We start from the raw sequence: 17632 nt of genomic DNA, 5'->3' as shown, positions 1-17632 counted from the left end.
GGTGGTAGCGGATGGTGGTTGCGATATTGCCGTTGGGCGGCGCGGCATAGTGGTGTTTTTGGTTCCCGGCGCGCCCGGCGGTGTGGCGGGCGGGGTCGTGGGCGGCCGGCAGGATGGGGTGTATTCCACCGTACCGCGAGTGATAAGGCAGATTACAAATCACTCCGCCAACAGGAGTTTTAGTGGTTTTTCCTTAGTCATCTAATGCTTGATCAGTGGTCGAGATGCTGCCATGTAGGCGGTGGATTCACCGTGCCGATTGTGGGCTGCTAAGGGGTGGTTACCGCAGCAGCGGGTTCCCGGGGCGAATTGTTGAGCCGGTAGAGCTGCCACAGCAGTGCACTGGCGACAAGGTGCCCGGCAGTGACGGCACCGAAAAACATCAGTGGCAGGGTGTGGGTGACAGCGAGTGCACCGGCAACAACCACAGCCGCAGTGATAGCGGCAGCAAGTAGACCCCACCGTGGTAGCACGGTTGCGACGGCCGGCTGGTACCAGGTTTGCAGTATCGCACTGTGGGGGTGGGTGTACCAGCGCAGCGCGTTGATCACTAAAGCCCAACCGGATCCGGCGATGACGGCAGCGATTTGTTGGATCACCAGTGGCTGGTGGGCACCGGCGGCTAGCACCGCCCCGGCGGTGCCGGCGGCGCAACACCACCACCGCCACCAGGTTTTGTGCAGCTGCCGGGTTCCTGCCGGATAGAGCAGCAAGTCGAGCATCCGGTGGGCGGGCACTGCGCTGGGTTGGGGCCGATTGGTGGTCACCGCGATGCGTGGATCGGTTGGGGATGGATCGTTGATCAACCGCAGGACACACCACACGATGACCACTGCTAACGCACCGATTCCCAATAGGCTGCCGCGGGCAGCGACTGCTGCAAACGTATCAGCGGTCGCAAACACCGCGATCGGGGTGACTCCAAGGGCTGCAATATTGGCCACCGCAAGCAGCCCGTAGCCGATGACGAACCACCGAATATTGGCGGGCAAGTGTTGCACAGTGCGCTGCAGGCTGCTTGTCGGTGCTGTTTTGCCCATGTGCCTGCGAGCAGCCTCATCCCGACTGTGGGGAGCTGCGGCGGAAGCTCGCTGTGTGACAAACGGCCTGCTGTGCCAGTCCCGACCGGCTGCCGAAAGCGACGAAGCAGGGGGCGTATCGGATCCCCGCTTGGCGGATCGACGAGCCGACAGCCGGGATACCCGGATGCGGCCAGGTGTTGCGCCTGTCGAGGGTGGTTGTGTAGTTCCTGCGCGATACGACTGCACCGTGCCGGCGGGGCGAGTGCCCGGCGCCAGCGGGGACTGCCCACCCGGATTCGCAACAGTATGGCTGCTGGCAGCAGTCTTTGCCAGGTCATCAAGCTGGGTGCGGCCGGAAAAGTGGACAAATACCAGCAGCAGTTCTGCCCCGCACAATATTTCCAGCACCACCACGATCGTGGTTACCACCCCCAAAGGCAGGAGCGTGGCACCTGCTATCACCGCCGGAATCACCGCCCCCAGCGCCCACATCACCGCTTCCCACAGCGGCAACACCCCTGGTGCCGGTGTCACCGGGGAGGCGGTGGCAAGCTGCCGCAGCACCCCGCTGCACATACCAGTCGCAGCAGCCACCACCAGCCACCACAATCCGGTGCCCCACAGATTCGCCTCCACATGAACTGCCGCGATTGCGATCATCGCCACCAGCAGACTGCCACCTAAGGACACCAATACTGTCGCCGACCGCAGTCGACTGCCAACCACACCGGTTACCGCAGCGACTACCCAACATCCAAGCAGTAAACCAGCGGCACTCAGCGGACGGTGATGATGCACCACTGCCCGATATCCGAGCAGCAACGGGGTGACCAGCATGACGCTTATCCACAGCACCCCACCCAGGCGCAGCACAGCTGGCAGTGCCGCAGTTGGCAGTTGAGCAACCGGCACCTGATGGGCACGCCCCTGGATATCCATACGTTGTATTATCCAAGGCCTTCCCAACAGGTATCTGCTGCGACACGCACATCAGACAGTCATATCCACCACAACCCCGCTCTTCCCTTCCCGGCACAGCAACGATTTTCAACCCGGGCGCGAAGCGAAAGCATACCTAGCGACACTCTGCATGTTGGGGCAGCCGGTCGCAAGCAGTAGCGGAAAAATAGCGGTGACGCCGACTAGAGAGTCACCGTCACCGCTATTGCAAAGCCTTGAGCAGCCTGTTGCTATTGACCAGTTGCCCGGCCAAGCATTGACCAACTTTCGCTAGTCAAGATCAAGCTGCACTGCCGAGCCACCGAGTTGCGCGGTAATCGCGTCCACGGTGGCCTCTGGGATGGCGCTATCAACCCGCAGCACCAAAGTTGCCCCATCACCGGTGGCATCCTGCGACAGTGCTGCTGCAACAATATTGATCCCGGCATTGCCCAAATGCGTACCCACCGCACCCAACGCCCCCGGCTGATCGGTGTAATGCAGAAACAAATTGTGGCCTTGGGCACGCATGTCAAGACCCCGATTATTGATCCGGGTGATTTTCTCTACCCGCTCCAAGCCAGTCAGTGCACCAACCACAGTGGCCGAGGCACCATCGGCACCGACTGCTTTCACCTCAACCACACTGCGGTGAGTCACCGATTCCTGCGCGGTCGTCACCGACACATCAACCCCACGTTCCTCCGCGATACGCGGCGCGTTTACGAAGGTCACTGGTTCGTCCAAGGTGGCTTGGAACAGGCCACGCAACGCAGACAGCCCTAATGCATCAACCTGTTCCCCAGCAAGCTCCCCGCGGGCTTGCACAAGCAGCTTATCCGGTGCACTGGAAAGCAACCGGCCGGCAACCAACCCAAGTTTGCGCACCAGATCAAGCCACAACGCAACTTCTTCCCCAACTCGACCACCAGAGACGTTGACCGCATCGGCCACAAATTCCCCGTTGAGACAAGCCAGCACACTTGCCGCAACATCGGTGCCGGCACGATCCTGCGCCTCAACAGTCGATGCTCCCAAGTGTGGAGTGACGGTGACCGCATCCAGTGCAAACAATGGCGAATCTGTGCACGGCTCGGTAGCGAACACGTCAAACCCGGCACCGCGAATATGCCCGGACACAATGGCATCATGAAGCGCCTGCTCATCTACCAACCCGCCTCGGGCTGCGTTGATAATGATCTGACCGGGTTTAGCTTTTGCCAGCAACTCCGCATCAAACATGCCTGCGGTTTCTTTGGTTTTCGGCAGGTGAATGGTGACGAAATCAGCCCGAGCCATCAACTCGTCAAGCTCTACCAGCTCAACCCCCATCGAGGCAGCACGTGCCGGATTCGCATACGGATCATAGGCGATCACCGTCGTACCGAAAGCCTGCAACCGTTGGGCAAACAGCTGACCGATGTGGCCAAAACCGACCACGCCGACAGTTTTGCCGAAAATCTCGACACCGCTAAATGAAGACCGCTTCCACTGGCCACCTTTTAGTGAGGCATCAGCTGCAGCAATTTGGCGGGCAGTTGACAGCAGCAACGCGATGGCATGTTCACATGCCGAGTGAATATTTGACGTGGGGGCGTTGACCACCATCACCCCTTGGGCGGTGGCGGCAGCAATATCAACATTGTCCAACCCAACACCGGCACGGCCAACAATTTTCAGCTGCGGGGCATGTGCGAGCACCTCAGCATCAACCGTGGTAGCAGAACGCACCAGCAGCGCATCAGCTTCTGCTACGGCAGCTAGCAGGGCAGGACGGTCAGGACCGTCCACCCAGCGAACCTCAACAGCATCGCCAAGTGCATCAACAGTGGACTGGGACAATTTATCGGCAATCAGTACAACCGGGCGGCCTTGTGGGCTCACGTAGCTCTCCGTTTCGCTTCAGCGTGTGTCGTGTCAGCTGCCGGATGCCCCTGCTGAGCGTTCCACGCTTCTCCCAGGCGACACCCAAACAGCATCATGTATCAAAGCCCAAGTCGCAAGCTTGATCCGCAGCACCTTCCCGAGTGGTAGGTGATGCTTCTTAGAACTCGGCGAATAATCAGACTTATTTACAGAGTCTAAAGCAGCATTAAGCAAACACAGCACCACTGTGGGACAACCCACATCCTGCACAAACCATAAGCTAGACCACGCCACCGGGTCGCTGCTGGCACTCAACCCTCGCGTGCATCCCCTGCCGCAGGATGCAGCAACGCCGCAAACGCCTCCCGGTTGTCCTTGTTGCGATGACCTTATTGGTAGCTGACAAAATACGGCTTCGGCTCGATTGCGAAGGTTTCTTGCGGGGTGAACGTCGGGGTGTCTTCGTCAATAAAGTTCTTCCACGCAATAAAGATTCGCGGATCAAGATCAGTAAGCAGCGCATCAAAGGTGGCGAACTTTTCGGCCGGCACCCCATGCCCATCGGCATGCAACACAAATGCTAGCTCGGGATGATCCAAGTCGAGCTGTTCCCGATTGCGAATCATCTGCAATTGGAACTGATGCAACACCAGCATTTTCTGCGGCAAATGATGTTCCCGGGTCAATTGTGCAAGCCACTGGGATACGTCGTTGATCTCGGCAGCATCAACGTGCCCCACTTGGGTCAGCGGCACCTCGTCTGGTCCAAGTTTCCATTCCGGGTCAAGAGCAAGGGAAACATTTGGGCGCAGCAGCAACGACTCGTAGCGTTTCGCCTGCTCCAGAAGGCTTGCCCGACCTGGCTGCAGGTCGAGTACCGCATATCCACCAGCGGCCGTGATCGCATCAATATATGGGATGAGCTCTGCTGGATCGGTTTCATTAGAGTAGTCCCCGTCGCCAGGACCGGCGGAAGCAACAGTGGCAATAATTTCAAATGCTGGCACCACCGGCTCCGCAGAAAACGGCTGATATTGTGCGGTGAGCTCCTGCAAATGGGCGACTGCTTCCGCCGGTGGATATTCTCCCATCACCCCCAGGGCAGGCCCGGAGGGATGCCCATAATAGGCGATCATCCGCTGCCCGGGCAGCACCAGTGCCCGCCCACCGGGCAGACTGTAGTCGGTTGCTTCCGCTAAATCGATGCTTTGCGCAAAAGACTGCCCTGTTCCGAACTGTTGCCCGACTGCCAGCACTGGGGCTTCTTGTAAACCGATGACTTGCAGCAGGGTTGCTTCGTTGATCCGCGGATCGTGATAATCCATCATTCGAATATCCGCACCATAGGCGCGAATGGTTGCCAGCGCAGGAATCCCACTGGCGGGGGATGCGACAATCACCGGCGCTACCCCACCGTCGGTTGCCGACTGGGCTGGGAACGCATCCAATGTGACCTCGGAGAAATCGACAGTATCGTTCGCCCGCGCCGGTGCTGACCCATTATTTCCGGTGATAGCTGCCCGTCCCTGCGGGGACACGGCCGCATCGACTTGCGATTCCACACCAGGCTGATTGGTAAATACTGGCATGGCTGCGAAACCTGCCTGCAGCAGCTGCGGATCAGCTGGGTCTAAGGCGGCTACCGCCCGTACCGCCTGCTCGAGGGTGCCCACTTCGTGGCGGTGGAATTCTAACGCGGTAAGCTCGCCGACAGCTTTAAAGGTTCCAGTGTCCCGCAAAATAGTGAGCTCAGTGCCGGTAGGATCCGGCGCATTGCCCACAATCAGCACGGTGCTCGCTTTCAGCCGAGCAATTTCTTGGTTGATTGCTGCCGCATTGACACCGGTAAACCGCAGCATTGGGGCGTGGGAAGGAACTGCCAGGGAGGCGGCACGTAACTGTTCAGGGACACTCGGGCCGCTAATAATCACCGTCTCTGATGTTTCGAACAGTGCTGCTGACGCATCAATTCCGGAATAGTCCCTGTCGGGAAGTACCTCCGGGGTGGGCTGAAACCGAGGTGCTGCTTTTATTGCCCGGTTGGCAGCTTTCGCGGCCTCCCGTGGCGATGCTGCTTGGCTGGTCTCGGTGCTAGTCGTCGACGATTGTGCGCGTGTTGACTCCTCTTCGGTGGTTGCACACCCGGCAAGCAGCAGCGATGCCACTGCGGCAACGGTGAGCTGCCGTCCCCAGCGATGTCGGCAGTTGGTTGATACGAAAGTCACAAGCAGCAGTCTTTCACTTGACAATGATTACAGGCTATTGACCAGCAGCAACATACAGGCTTCGCGGCTTTATCGGAGCGCCAATCACCCGGCTGACCTGCAAAGCATGCCCCTGCAAGGGTTGGCTGTTGCCGGGATTTGCGCAGTCGTCATCGATGCTTATGCTGCTGGCATGTCGGTTGATGAGGGTAGCCGACACCTCCCACATCTATCAACACTTCCCCACCGCAGCCGTAGCCGCACGGTTACTTCACGAGCCAAGTCGGGCAGATAGCGATGCAACGATGGACGTCGCCTGCCACACCAACGAGTCGGCCAACCGGTGGATCTTCGCCTGTGCGGCCAGACCGCGGCCTGGGAGTGGGTGGCAGCTGTCATGCTTGTCACCAGCGCTGCCCGGTGCAAAGAACAGCACAGCAAAGCGTTGCGCAGGCGTTATCAGTCACAGGTGAGAAGCGCCGCGAAACCCCCCTCCCGCGTGCGCAAAACCAGGCCGCTGTGCACCAGTTGCCAGCAAAGGTGCACTGCGGCCTGGTTTCCACCGAAAGCCACTATTGGGAAGCCGACGAAGACAAAATAGCGGCACTGCCAGTGGCTCCATCGGCTTTTACGTCCACTATCTGCGGCCAGCAGCGGTATTGCACCTAGCGGGTGCGAAACGCGCTCGGACCTTCCTCACCGCCGGTGAGATCTTGCTCGTCGACGTCGCGAATCGCTTCACGACCCATGGCTTCCTGCACCATTTTTAGCAGTCGTTTGCGACGATCAATGAAGAATGCTTGAGCATCTTGGGCAAACAGCAGCTTCGGATCGAGCAGATGCCCGGAGAGCACCTCGTCGAACTCTGCGTCATCGAGTAGTGATTTGCCTTGCAGCCGCGGCAGATAACGCTGCGGCGCGGTCTCCCCGATGAGGGTGTCGGTTTTCGCTGACATTGGGGTGCGGTTTAACACCGAGGTGGACAGCACCTCGTCGATGCCATGGTTGAAACAGTATGCGGTGGGGAAAATATGTTGGAACCCAATTTCCATGGTGTGGAAATTGCGGGCGTTGATCGCCTCGTTGTATCGCCACTCTTTCGCGCCACGTCCCATGATCAGCGCAAAGATCCCCTTAAATACTGCCGAGTCGGCTTTCACTGACAGCAGCCGTGACTCCACAAAAGTGGCACTGCGCACCGATGCCGGGGCCGGCACCCGATCAGTCTCGGAGCCCAATGCGATTGCCGTCCGCGGATCAGCATCAGCTGCTGTATCGGTGTCACCGTCAGCTGCCGACGTGTTTCTTGCTGCCCGTGTGGTTTGCGACTGCGCTGCTAGGGCATCTTCGATAGCTGCCGCATCCTGAATCCATTCGGTGACCTCAGTAACATCCCGGCCGGCACGAGAAATCACTGCCGCTGAACCGTAGAGTTCACCGAACACCCCTGACCAGAACCAGCGATTCAGCCGGTCTTGTGGACCTTGTTTATCTAGCAGATGCGGATCACGTTGCTCAAGCAGCGCCAAAATCACTGCCAGCGGAATGATCTGCGAAGTGTAGGGCACCATGTCTGCGGTGTACATGCAACGCTTCGCTAAAAACTCTGCGGCTTGCACAAACCCGGCAGTGACCACTGGGCGGGCTGCCAGGAACTGCTGCAAATCAATACGCAAAATATCTTCCCGCGCACCAGAGGCCCAACCCCGGCTTTTCGCCGTAAGATACATCGTCAACGCAGTGAGATAATCCACCCGGGTGACATCCCGCAGTACCGGATACTCGGCAAGTTCGGCCGCGATCTCCTCCCACACTGCCGCGAGATGGAATTGTTCATCTTCGGCGGCAAACACGGCGGTGAGCAGATCGAAAATATCCATCTGCAGCCCGGCGGAATTGGCTTGCGCAAAAATAGAGCCCACCCCACCCCGGGAGGTTTCACGATCCAGGCGGATCATTGGAATCTGGTAGCGCACCAACGGCTTGAGCACCTGATTGTGGAATTGCTTGATTCGGTCAAGGGCGCGTTCATCGCGCTGTTCAGCGATATCAAAGAGCATGTCGGTGCCGTCGTCGCTGAGCAGTTCCGAGAGTGGAATCACCCCGTGGGCAATAGCACTGTTGCGATCGGTAATACCGCCCTCAATAACCGGCCCATAGTGGGAACGAACCTGTCCTTGTTCATCGACGGCAAAAATCGCATCGTCAGGCAAAATCGTGCGGGACACTGCCCGATCGACGTCGACATAAAACTTCCGCTGAATGTTCTTATTGCGAAAATCTACGGTGTCAACCACCCCGTCGCCGTGCAGCGAATGGTAGAGCGTGGTGAGCCGCTGCTGCCCGTCGAGTAGCAGCAGCCCCGGATCAACACCTTGGTCGGGTGCGCCTTGCACCACCCGGTACGCAAAGCGGGAAGGCTCGTTGCGCACATCCAATGCCATAAAGGAGCCGATCGGATAGCCCCGCAGGCAGCTGATGAGCAGTCCACGGATTCGATCAATATCCCAGGAATAGTCCCGCTGGAAATCTGGCAGCTGCAGGTCTCCCCGGTCGACCCGGGAAAACAGATCGATAAGGTCATAACTAGGAGTGGTAAAAGCCATACCACCACCCTAGTAGCTGGCCGATGGAATCTGGCAGCACCAGGGAGGGAAATTGGCGGTGGGATATCCCACAACGCCGCTGAAAAGGGGTTAGCGGTGAATCTCGAACTCGTGGCTGACGTGACCGGCAGGCTCCAGCTGGAAGGTGGTGTGTCCTGCCCCCATGGCACACACCACATCGTGGGCTTGGTCAAGTACAGTGCAGCGGGCATTCGATGCTGCTGCAGTATCGACCACCAGGTGGGCGGTGACAATACTGTTAGTGCCGTCAGTTGACCAGATGTGCAGATCATGGACGGCTGTCACCCCAGGGATAGCTGCCAGGGCTGCCCGAACTGCTTCCGGGTCGCTGTGTTTGGGAGCTTGTTCTAGAAGCACCCCAACTGATTGGGTCAGCAGCTGCCAGGATCGAGGAATAATCAGCAGCGCGATAATGACGCTGGCAATAGTGTCGGCATACATCCATCCGGTGGTGCGGATTATGACACCGGCAATGATGACAGCTACAGATCCGACCGCGTCGGAGAGTACATGCAGATAGGCGCCGCGCAGATTCAACGATTCGTGTTGGCGTCGAACAAGTACCAGTGCAGAGGTCACATTTGCCACCAGTCCGATGATGGCCACAATCAGCATCCAGCCGGTTTCAATTTCAGGCTGACTGCCGATGCGGGCAATCGCACTCATGGCAATCCAAATGGTGACGACAAAGACTGCTGCCGCGTTGAGTGCTGCTGCAAGCACTTCGACACGCCGATAGCCGAAGGTTGCCTGCCCGGAGGGGTGTTTGCGCCCGATGAACATGGCGCACAGCGCCAAAATCAGCCCCGCAGAATCGAAGAGCATATGGGCAGCGTCGGCGAGCAGCGCCAGTGATCCAGAGAAAATTCCAGCAATGATTTCACCGACAAACACCACACTGGTGACCCCAAGCACCACCAGGAGGCTGCGCAGTGTCGTGGGTTGGTGGCTGTGCCCATGCCCTTGCTCGTGGCGATGCCCAGCGTGGTTCGCCGACCGGCCGCTGTCGGCTACAGCGTGACGGTGCTGCCCGGAGGTGGATCCTGCAGGGATAGGCACCGTTGCTCCTGAAGCGGTGTGTTCACAGCCTGCCATGTTGACCTCCCAAGGGTATTCGTTGCCGACGCGCTCCCCCGCCACGGCGGGCTAGCATTCTCCAGCGGATCCTTCCCAGAGCGCAGTGGTAAGCGCGTGCTGCATCATTCGCGTGAGATGCCTCGGTGTTGCCGAGGCTGCACGCCACAGATCCACCGATGCGGGACTGTTGCCCCACTCGAGCAGCGATCGCACACCAGCACGGGCGAATGCAGGTCGCAGATTGTTCGCTACAGTCTATGTGCCAGCGATGAGTTCGGAAACGGCCGGGAAACACAGCCGCCGGTATCAGGGACTGTACCCCACATTGCACTTATTGAAAACTTAATGAAAACGAGTGTGGGGTGACCACCCCCGCAGCCCTATCCCTTAGCCTTCCCACAGCACCGTTTCACGCAACGCTCTTGTAACCCACCCCAGCAACGCCACCTGGTCAAACGACTGCCCACCAGCCCCTTCACCGCACTGCGCCACAACAAAACAGCAGCCACACCCGTCTCCTTTTGTGACGGAAACACACAGTAGGAATCCTCCACAATCAAAGACAGCATGACTGCTGTTTGCTCCACCGCAAGCGAAGCGCTACGGCTCACCGTTCCCGCTTCGCGGTGTCCGTATTTTAGCCACTGCACATCAGGAGCCGCAGTGGCAACTAAAGCTCGCCACTAGGCGGTTTCATTCAACGGGTTTTTCACCCAGCTCATGAGGTCACGCAGCTTCGCACCGGTTTCTTCAATCGGATGCGCGGCCACATTTGCTCGCAGGCTTTCCAGTTCCTTGTTGCCACCTTCAACATTGGCGATGAGACGCTTAACAAAGGTGCCGTCTTGAATATCCGCCAGCACTTCTTGCATCCGCTTTTTCGTGTCCGCATCGATAATGCGAGGACCTGCAATATAGCCACCAAACTCTGCGGTGTCAGAGATTGAGTAGTTCATATTTTGCAGTCCGCCTTCCCAGATCAGGTCGACGATGAGCTTCATCTCGTGGAGCACCTCAAAGTAGGCCATCTCTGGGGCGTAACCGGCTTCGGTAAGCACTTCGAAGCCCTGCATCATCAGGGTTTCCAAGCCACCACAGAGCACCACCTGTTCGCCGAACAGGTCAGTTTCCACCTCTTCTTTGAAGGTGGTGGGAATCACGCCGGCACGGGCACCACCAATTGCAGCCGCATAGGACAGCGCCAGATCCCGACCGTTGCCTTCCGGGTCTTGGTCGACGGCGATGAGGCAAGGCACACCCTTGCCGTCAACAAACTGCCGACGCACCAGGTGACCTGGCCCCTTCGGCGCGACCATGCCAACCACGATTGACGGATCTGGCTTGATGAGATCAAAGTGAATGTTCAGGCCATGCCCGAAGAAGATCGCGTCGCCTGCCTGCAGATGCGGAGCAATATCTTCTTCGAAGATCTGCTTCTGCGAAGTATCTGGAGCAAGCAACATAATGAGGTCTGCCCATGCAGCCGCATCAGCATTGGATTTGACGGTAAAGCCTGCTTCGGTGGCCTTTTCAGCCGACTTGGAGCCTTCCCGCAGGCCGACAACAACTTCCACCCCAGAATCCCGCAGACACTGGGCATGAGCGTGCCCCTGGGAGCCGTAACCAATGATGGCCACTTTGCGCCCTTGAATAATCGACAGATCTGCGTCGTTGTCGTATAGCACTTCAATTGCCATAGGGATGTTCTCCTTGCGTGTAAAAACTCGATTGTTGCAACTTTGTCTTGCGAATTGCAGCCGATCAGCGGCGCTTACCCTCACCGGCAGTGCCGCAGCCTGTGATTTCCACCGTGATGGAATAGTGTCGCGGGCACTGTTGGACTTGAGGTAGCCGCTGCAAGTCATTTCCTGCTGTGTTGCAGTAAAGCAGATCGCGCCAGTTGATTTGCCACTATTCATTAAGTTGTCTCACATAACGATACTACTTGTACCACAATATGGGAAGTGATTGGGGAAACGATAGCCCCATCCGGGGCGCAACTGACCAATATTTCCCTATGACACCATCTTTTTTCGCGCTTGTTGCAATCGGCTGCATGCAGCGGAAAACCTGGCGAGACGTGGCCTGATATTTGCGCACACCCATGAGGCACGCGATGCACCAACCAGGACATTGAGCAAGATTCCCGGACGCTCCTGAATAAAGGAGCCACTGACGATGCCGCACATTGGTGGAGATACACGTTAGCCGTGTCTGAGACGAATCATCAGACACGGCTAACGTGCAAACCATCGAGTCGAAAAAGACTAGCTGTTGATACGGCGTTTCGTGGCCCCGTTAAAGGTCAACGTTTTCGGTCCACGAGTCAAAGCCATCTGGCCTGATTCCAGCACCTCCAGCACTCCGAATGGCTCCAAGACATCCAATAATGCGCGGAGTTTCGAGTGACCACCGGTGGCCTCAATCACCATCGATTCCGGGGCAACATCAATCACCCGGGCACGGAAGATCGCCGCCGAATCGACAATTTGTGGACGGGTGGTCGCATCGGCTTTCACCTTCACCAGCATGAGCGCACGCGCAATAGTTTGCTCATCTTCTAGCCGAACTACCCTCAGCACCGGAATTTTCTTATTGAGCTGTTTGACGATCTGCTCAATAACATGATCGTCACACACAGCAACGACCGTAATACGGTTGATCCCCTCTGTGGCGGTCGCAGCCGAGATGATCGACTCGATAGAAAATCCACGCGAGGTAAACAGCTGCGAGATGCGTGAGATCACGCCTTCGCTGTCTTGAACCAGCACGGACAGGGTGTGTCGGTGAATCGTGTGTTCAGTACTCATTTGTGCCCCCTGTTTACTTTCCGGACTGCTTGAATTGGGCGTGTTGTGGGTCGCCTTGGGTGGCTTCGTCAAGGTCGGCGAAGCTGGTGGCTGCCGAATCATCGTCGAATAGTGGTCGCAAACCGCGCGCATACTGTACTTGACTATTCGACATGCCTGCATCGACCATTGGCCAGACTTGCGCGTCTTCCCCGACAATGAAGTCGATCACCACTGGTCGATCATTGATCTGCCGGGCTTGCTCAATTGTTGGGGCAACGTCTTCCTTCTTGGTGACCCGGAATGCTGCGCAGCCGTAGGCATCGGCAAGTTTCACAAAGTCGGGAGTGTATTGGTGTTCTTCCCGCAGCTTGGTGTGGGAATAGTGACCGTCATAAAACAGCGACTGCCACTGCCGCACCATGCCGAGATTCCCGTTGTTGATAAGACAAACTTTGATGGGGAATCCTTCCACCAAGGCGGTGACCAGCTCTTGGTTGGTCATTTGGAAGCAACCATCACCATCAATTGCCCACACTTCCTTGTCGGGGCAACCAGCTTTTGCCCCCATTGCCGCGGGGATCGAATAGCCCATGGTGCCCAACCCACCAGAGTTGAGCCAGGTACGCGGATGGGCAAAGTCCACAAATTGCGCAGACCACATTTGATGCTGGCCAACACCTGCAACATAAATCGCTTCCGGGCCGGCGATCTCAGAGAGCGTATTGATAACATATTGCGGCGCGAGTTTACCGTCGTCTGGCCAGTCATAGCCACGGCTGTAGGTGGTTTTCAATCCGTTGAGATATTCCATCCACTCTTCGATGGCCGGCTTGTCACAGTCACTTGTTTGATATGCGGCCAGCAGTGCCTGCAGCACTTGGTTGGCATCACCGACGATCGGCACGTCAGCAAATCGAATTTTTGAGATCTCGGCAGGATCAATATCAGCGTGAATCACAGCGGCATCGGGCGCGAAGGCATCCAGATCCCCAGTGACCCGGTCGTCGAATCGGGCACCAATGGCAATGAGCAGATCCGATTTTTGCATAGCCCCATTAGCAGCCACAGTGCCATGCATTCCGGGCATACCCATGTGTTGCGGATGTGTGTCGGGGAAGGATCCCAACGCCATCAGGGTGGTGATCACAGGAATGCCGGTATATTCCGCGAATGCCCGCAGCGCCTCATGCGCTTCAGCCTTAATCACCCCACCGCCGACATATAGCACTGGTCGGTGAGACTTCGCGATCCAGGCAACGGCTTCTTCAATTTGCCGCCGATGAGGCGTCAATGTTGGCCGATAACCGGGCAGGTCAATGACCGGATCCCAATGGAAGTCCACCATCTGGTTTTGCACGTTTTTCGGAATATCCACCAGCACCGGCCCTGGCCGTCCGGTGGACGCAAGATGGAAGGCTTCAGTCATGATCTGCGGAATATCATTGGCGTCGGTGACCATAAAGTTGTGTTTTGTCACCGGCATAGTGATACCGCGAATATCGGCTTCCTGAAACGCGTCAGTGCCGAGAAGGTCAAATCCGACCTGGCCGGTGATTGCGACCATCGGCACCGAATCCAGATAGGCGTCAGCAATTGGGGTGACGAGATTGGTCGCCCCCGGCCCGGAGGTGGCAATACACACTCCAACTTTGCCGGATGCCTGCGCATAGCCTTCGGCGGCGTGTCCCGCACCTTGTTCGTGTCGAACCAGCACATGGCGTAACGCTGTCGACTCGTAGAGTGCGTCATATAGCGGCAGTACTGCCCCACCGGGAAGCCCAAACACGTCGGTTACCCCAAGATGTTCGAGACTTTTTACGATCGCAGCCGCACCGGTCATTCGTTGTGGCTTCGGATTTGTTGCACCCGCCTCGGCGGGCTGGCCTTGTGATGCCGCTGTCACGACGTTGTTCACCTACTTCTTGTCACGCTTGGCTGTTGACTTATCTGTGATCGCAGCCGATAACTATCCAAATTGGCGTTGCTGGCAAGCAAGCAGCCTTCGCCAAGAGGTCGCTGCACCGGGGAGGTTACGATGCGAACACTGAGTAACCAGTGTCGTGGTACCACCCGACAGCTCATGGTTGTCGGTGCGATCAACAGATGGTGTGAGTAAAAACATTCCAAACTCATCAATCAGCCGTTGCGTGACGCTAGCTTCACTAGGGTGTGCCACCAGATACAGTAAAACCCTCGTCGGTTTGCCGGGATTGTCCGTGGCAGCAACGAGGGCGAAAGTCGTGACGACAGCTAGCTGTGTCGCGGCTAACGCCGGCACATAATCACTACGACTAGCTGAAGGTTTGTCATAGGTGAGTAGCGTACACGTCCGTATTGGCCATGGCGGATCATTCCGTATCCGTTGCTGTCAGCACAGTGGTGTGCAGTTGCTGTGGGGATGCCATGGTGAACTGCAAGTATGGCTGAAAATTTGCCGAGTCTACCAGTTGCTCACCGCCACAGAAAATACCCCCTTACAGGGGTGGCAATGTTGGGTTGAGGTTCACAACCGGCACCGGTTGCCCACTGTTGCACTTCCCGACAAGACCCATTCCCACCTTTCACCAGGCGTTGCCACCGGCAACACCACGCTCGTCGTGGCGGGCGGGCATCAGGTTGCACTACTAGCACCCCTGGTCATTGTTGCCGGTGTTCCGCCGAACAGTCATACTGCTCAGCAGCTCACAGCGGCTAACAAGATCACCTGCCAAAACAGCGCATCTCCCTCTTTCCAGCAGATCAGCCCCGCAGAGTGTGTGAGACTCCCTTCTACCCACACCGGTTGTGCTGTGCCCATTGTTGGTGTGCAACAGGGCGCTCACCGCGCCTTGCTCCCCTCCGGCATACCGGTGGCTTGGGTGCCCCTCGCTCCGATGCACAGCGAGGATAACCTCTCGTTCTTACCTTCTGCTTAAGGATGTATTTTGGCGGCCGGGGCAGCTTTTTTGAGTTTGTTACCCTAGTGGCCATGCCTCCTGTTGGATATTTGCTCGACAATCTGTGGCGGTGGGCGGCCGATACCGGCATTCCACTGGCCATCGTGGTGATCATCGCACTGCTGGTGCCACGCATCGGCCGGTTTGCGATCCGTCTCATTGAAAACCGTCTTATTGATTTTCGCTCGAACGAAGCCAAGAGCCATCTTGCGCTCGTCGGTACCGCTGTGTATCTCGCGCAGATCATCATCTATGTGTTTCTGCTCATTTTGGCGTTGCAGATCCTCGGATTTTCCACCACCGGTATTGCGATCCCAGCCACTGTACTTTCAGCAGCGTTAGGTTTCGGCGCCCAGTCAATCATCGCGGACTTCCTCGCTGGTTTTTTCATCCTCACCGAGCGCCAATTCGGTTTAGGTGACTGGGTTCGTTTCCAAGGCAACGGAATCGACGTGCAAGGCGACGTGATGAAAATTACGATGCGCGCCGTGCATATGCGCACCCTCGCCGGGGAAACAGTCATTATTCCGAACTCGACTGCCCGGGTGTGTATCAACCATTCCAATAACTGGGCACGCGCGGTGGTGGTAATCCCTGTTCCACTGCTCGGATCAGAGTCGATGGCTGAGGTGGTGGAGCGTTGTGTTGCCGCCGGCAAGCGGGCGCTCGCCGATCCGGTCATTGCTGAGGACATCACCGGCGAATTGGAAGTGCATCCACCGTTGGGACTCACCCAGCCTACGGCTGTCGGCCAGCCATGGATGGTCAATATGCGTTTTTTGGTGCGCACCTATCCGCTGTGCCAGTGGGCAGTTGAGCGAACTATTCGCACCTATGTGGTGGACGAGTTTTGGGCGGACTATGGTTCAGCTACTACCGCCGAAGGGCTTATCCGTCCCACGCTGGAGGAAGCCCCAGAACCGATCGCCTCACTGCCGGGGGTATTCGGTACCAATGGTGAGACACCAGTAGCACCAGCCTCTAGCACTGATCCGCAGACCACCGTGCTGCGCCACGGGATGACTGGTGCACATCACCGCCTCACTGCAGCAGAGGAAGACACCCTGGCTGCTGGAAGTGCTATGACCGACCAGGTCTCGTCGACAGCAGATGGTGCACAGCGTGACGCCGCTGGTCGTGATGAACTGCACGGGGCGTCACATATTCCCCGCCATCGGGTGCGTTCCGCCCGGGCGGCGTTGAAAGCGGCAGCGGGCAAACATTCCCCTGATAAATCACCGATGGGCCCGGGCGGCGGGTCACGCAAACCCCGCGACACCCCACCCGATATGGGTCCGGGTGCCGGAATTGCGCTGATTCGACCAGAACGGTTCAACCCTGATGGCACCCCGGAAGATGTTGGGGAGACGACGTGGCTTTCCATCGGTGGAAAAAAGAAACAGGCCGGTACTGGGTTGTTGTCGCTGGGTGGCCGAGTCCGGAACTCCACGACGGTGCTGGTGGCGATGTTGATTGGTTTGCTGCTGCTCGACGGATTGACCTATCAGTCGGAAAATGAGGAGGTGCGTGGTGTGCTTGCACCACCGCCGGCTGCCTATCAGCCGCAGCGCACCACCACAAGCCAACCAGCACCAGTATCTGGGCAAGATGGGCAAGAATCAGAACCTGCTGATGGGTCGAGTGTCTCGTCAACTGCAAGCACTACCCCTGCAACAGACGGAGCAAACGCTGGCGACGGCGAAAAAGACACGCAGGGATCTTCCACCCGCGACCCGAATAATCCCGCCGCTGGAGATAATCCGGCAGAGGCAAATCAGCCCCAACCCGGCGAGGCGGCAAGTACAACCAGCAGCACTACCTCGGCGCAACCGGCGACCCCGGAGGAACCATCCACTGATACTGGGACAACAAGTGGCAGTGATACTGGCACAACCACCGTGGACGACGGTGCACCTGTTGCCCCCGCAGCAGAGTCTGCGCCACCAGAGGCGGCAGCACCCCAGTCGGACAACGCCGCCGAGTAGCCCACTGCATAGTGGCGCACATCACCGAAGGTATCATGCACAACCCCGGCCCCAGCACCTGTGTGTTGTGGCCGGGGTTGGGTGGTTTGGCCCCACTGTTGCGCACAGCTGGGACAACGCCTCTTTGCTGCCCCAGTAGTCGGCCAGGCGTTTACCTGTCGGGCTGGTTCAACAAAGTTTCCCC

Annotated in this window: 9 protein-coding genes; 1 reads left to right on the top strand and 8 read right to left on the bottom strand. The window is 57.8% G+C overall.

Features of this window, described 5'->3' with window-relative positions; genetic code table 11:
* Positions 1-269 precede the first annotated feature (269 nt).
* The 8 genes from CCHOA_RS04470 to CCHOA_RS04435 all read right to left on the bottom strand — a co-directional run bounded on the left by CCHOA_RS04470 (position 270) and on the right by CCHOA_RS04435 (position 14430).
* Positions 270-1961, bottom strand: coding sequence for a hypothetical protein (locus tag CCHOA_RS04470; protein ID WP_123927424.1), 1692 nt, complete (start codon positions 1959-1961; stop codon positions 270-272).
* Positions 1962-2252: 291 nt separating this feature from the next.
* Positions 2253-3845: a phosphoglycerate dehydrogenase gene (gene serA / locus CCHOA_RS04465; protein ID WP_123927421.1), complete on the bottom strand. Its 1593-nt coding sequence runs from the start codon at positions 3843-3845 to the stop codon at positions 2253-2255.
* A gap of 371 nt (positions 3846-4216) precedes the next feature.
* Complete coding sequence (locus CCHOA_RS04460) at positions 4217-6052, bottom strand: MBL fold metallo-hydrolase (protein WP_123927418.1); 1836 nt, start codon at positions 6050-6052, stop codon at positions 4217-4219.
* Positions 6053-6696: 644 nt separating this feature from the next.
* Complete coding sequence (locus tag CCHOA_RS04455) at positions 6697-8637, bottom strand: GmrSD restriction endonuclease domain-containing protein (RefSeq protein WP_123927415.1); 1941 nt, start codon at positions 8635-8637, stop codon at positions 6697-6699.
* A 90-nt stretch (positions 8638-8727) separates the two neighbouring features.
* Positions 8728-9711, bottom strand: coding sequence for a cation diffusion facilitator family transporter (locus CCHOA_RS04450; RefSeq protein WP_377740092.1), 984 nt, complete (start codon positions 9709-9711; stop codon positions 8728-8730).
* A gap of 707 nt (positions 9712-10418) precedes the next feature.
* Positions 10419-11432 carry a ketol-acid reductoisomerase gene (gene ilvC, locus CCHOA_RS04445; protein ID WP_123927409.1) on the bottom strand — a complete coding sequence of 338 codons (1014 nt, stop codon included), beginning with the start codon at positions 11430-11432 and terminating at the stop codon, positions 10419-10421.
* Between the two features lie 570 nt (positions 11433-12002).
* On the bottom strand, positions 12003-12545 hold the full coding sequence (gene ilvN / locus CCHOA_RS04440; RefSeq protein WP_123927406.1) for an acetolactate synthase small subunit: 543 nt from the start codon (positions 12543-12545) through the stop codon (positions 12003-12005).
* Between the two features lie 13 nt (positions 12546-12558).
* The gene (locus CCHOA_RS04435; RefSeq protein ID WP_281273284.1) at positions 12559-14430 is read right to left on the bottom strand and encodes an acetolactate synthase large subunit; all 1872 of its coding nucleotides are present in this window, start codon (positions 14428-14430) and stop codon (positions 12559-12561) included.
* A gap of 1065 nt (positions 14431-15495) precedes the next feature.
* On the opposite strand from CCHOA_RS04435, the gene CCHOA_RS04430 reads away from it, so the two are divergent.
* Positions 15496-17448: a mechanosensitive ion channel family protein gene (locus CCHOA_RS04430; protein ID WP_123927399.1), complete on the top strand. Its 1953-nt coding sequence runs from the start codon at positions 15496-15498 to the stop codon at positions 17446-17448.
* The last annotated feature ends 184 nt before the right edge of the window (positions 17449-17632 follow it).

This window comes from Corynebacterium choanae (genome assembly GCF_003813965.1).
Classification (GTDB): Bacteria; Actinomycetota; Actinomycetes; order Mycobacteriales; family Mycobacteriaceae; genus Corynebacterium; species Corynebacterium choanae.
Note: the sequence above shows the minus strand (reverse complement) of the source record. Positions and strands in the feature narration are given on the sequence as shown.

What these genes read in the sequence shown, in the direction of transcription:
- ilvN (WP_123927406.1), bottom strand. Translation starts at nt 12,545, where the DNA reads ATGAGTACTGAACACACGATTCACCGACACACCCTGTCCGTGCTGGTT.
- ilvC (WP_123927409.1), bottom strand. Translation starts at nt 11,432, where the DNA reads ATGGCAATTGAAGTGCTATACGACAACGACGCAGATCTGTCGATTATT.
- CCHOA_RS04430 (WP_123927399.1), top strand. Translation starts at nt 15,496, where the DNA reads ATGCCTCCTGTTGGATATTTGCTCGACAATCTGTGGCGGTGGGCGGCC.
- CCHOA_RS04455 (WP_123927415.1), bottom strand. Translation starts at nt 8,637, where the DNA reads ATGGCTTTTACCACTCCTAGTTATGACCTTATCGATCTGTTTTCCCGG.
- CCHOA_RS04470 (WP_123927424.1), bottom strand. Translation starts at nt 1,961, where the DNA reads ATGGATATCCAGGGGCGTGCCCATCAGGTGCCGGTTGCTCAACTGCCA.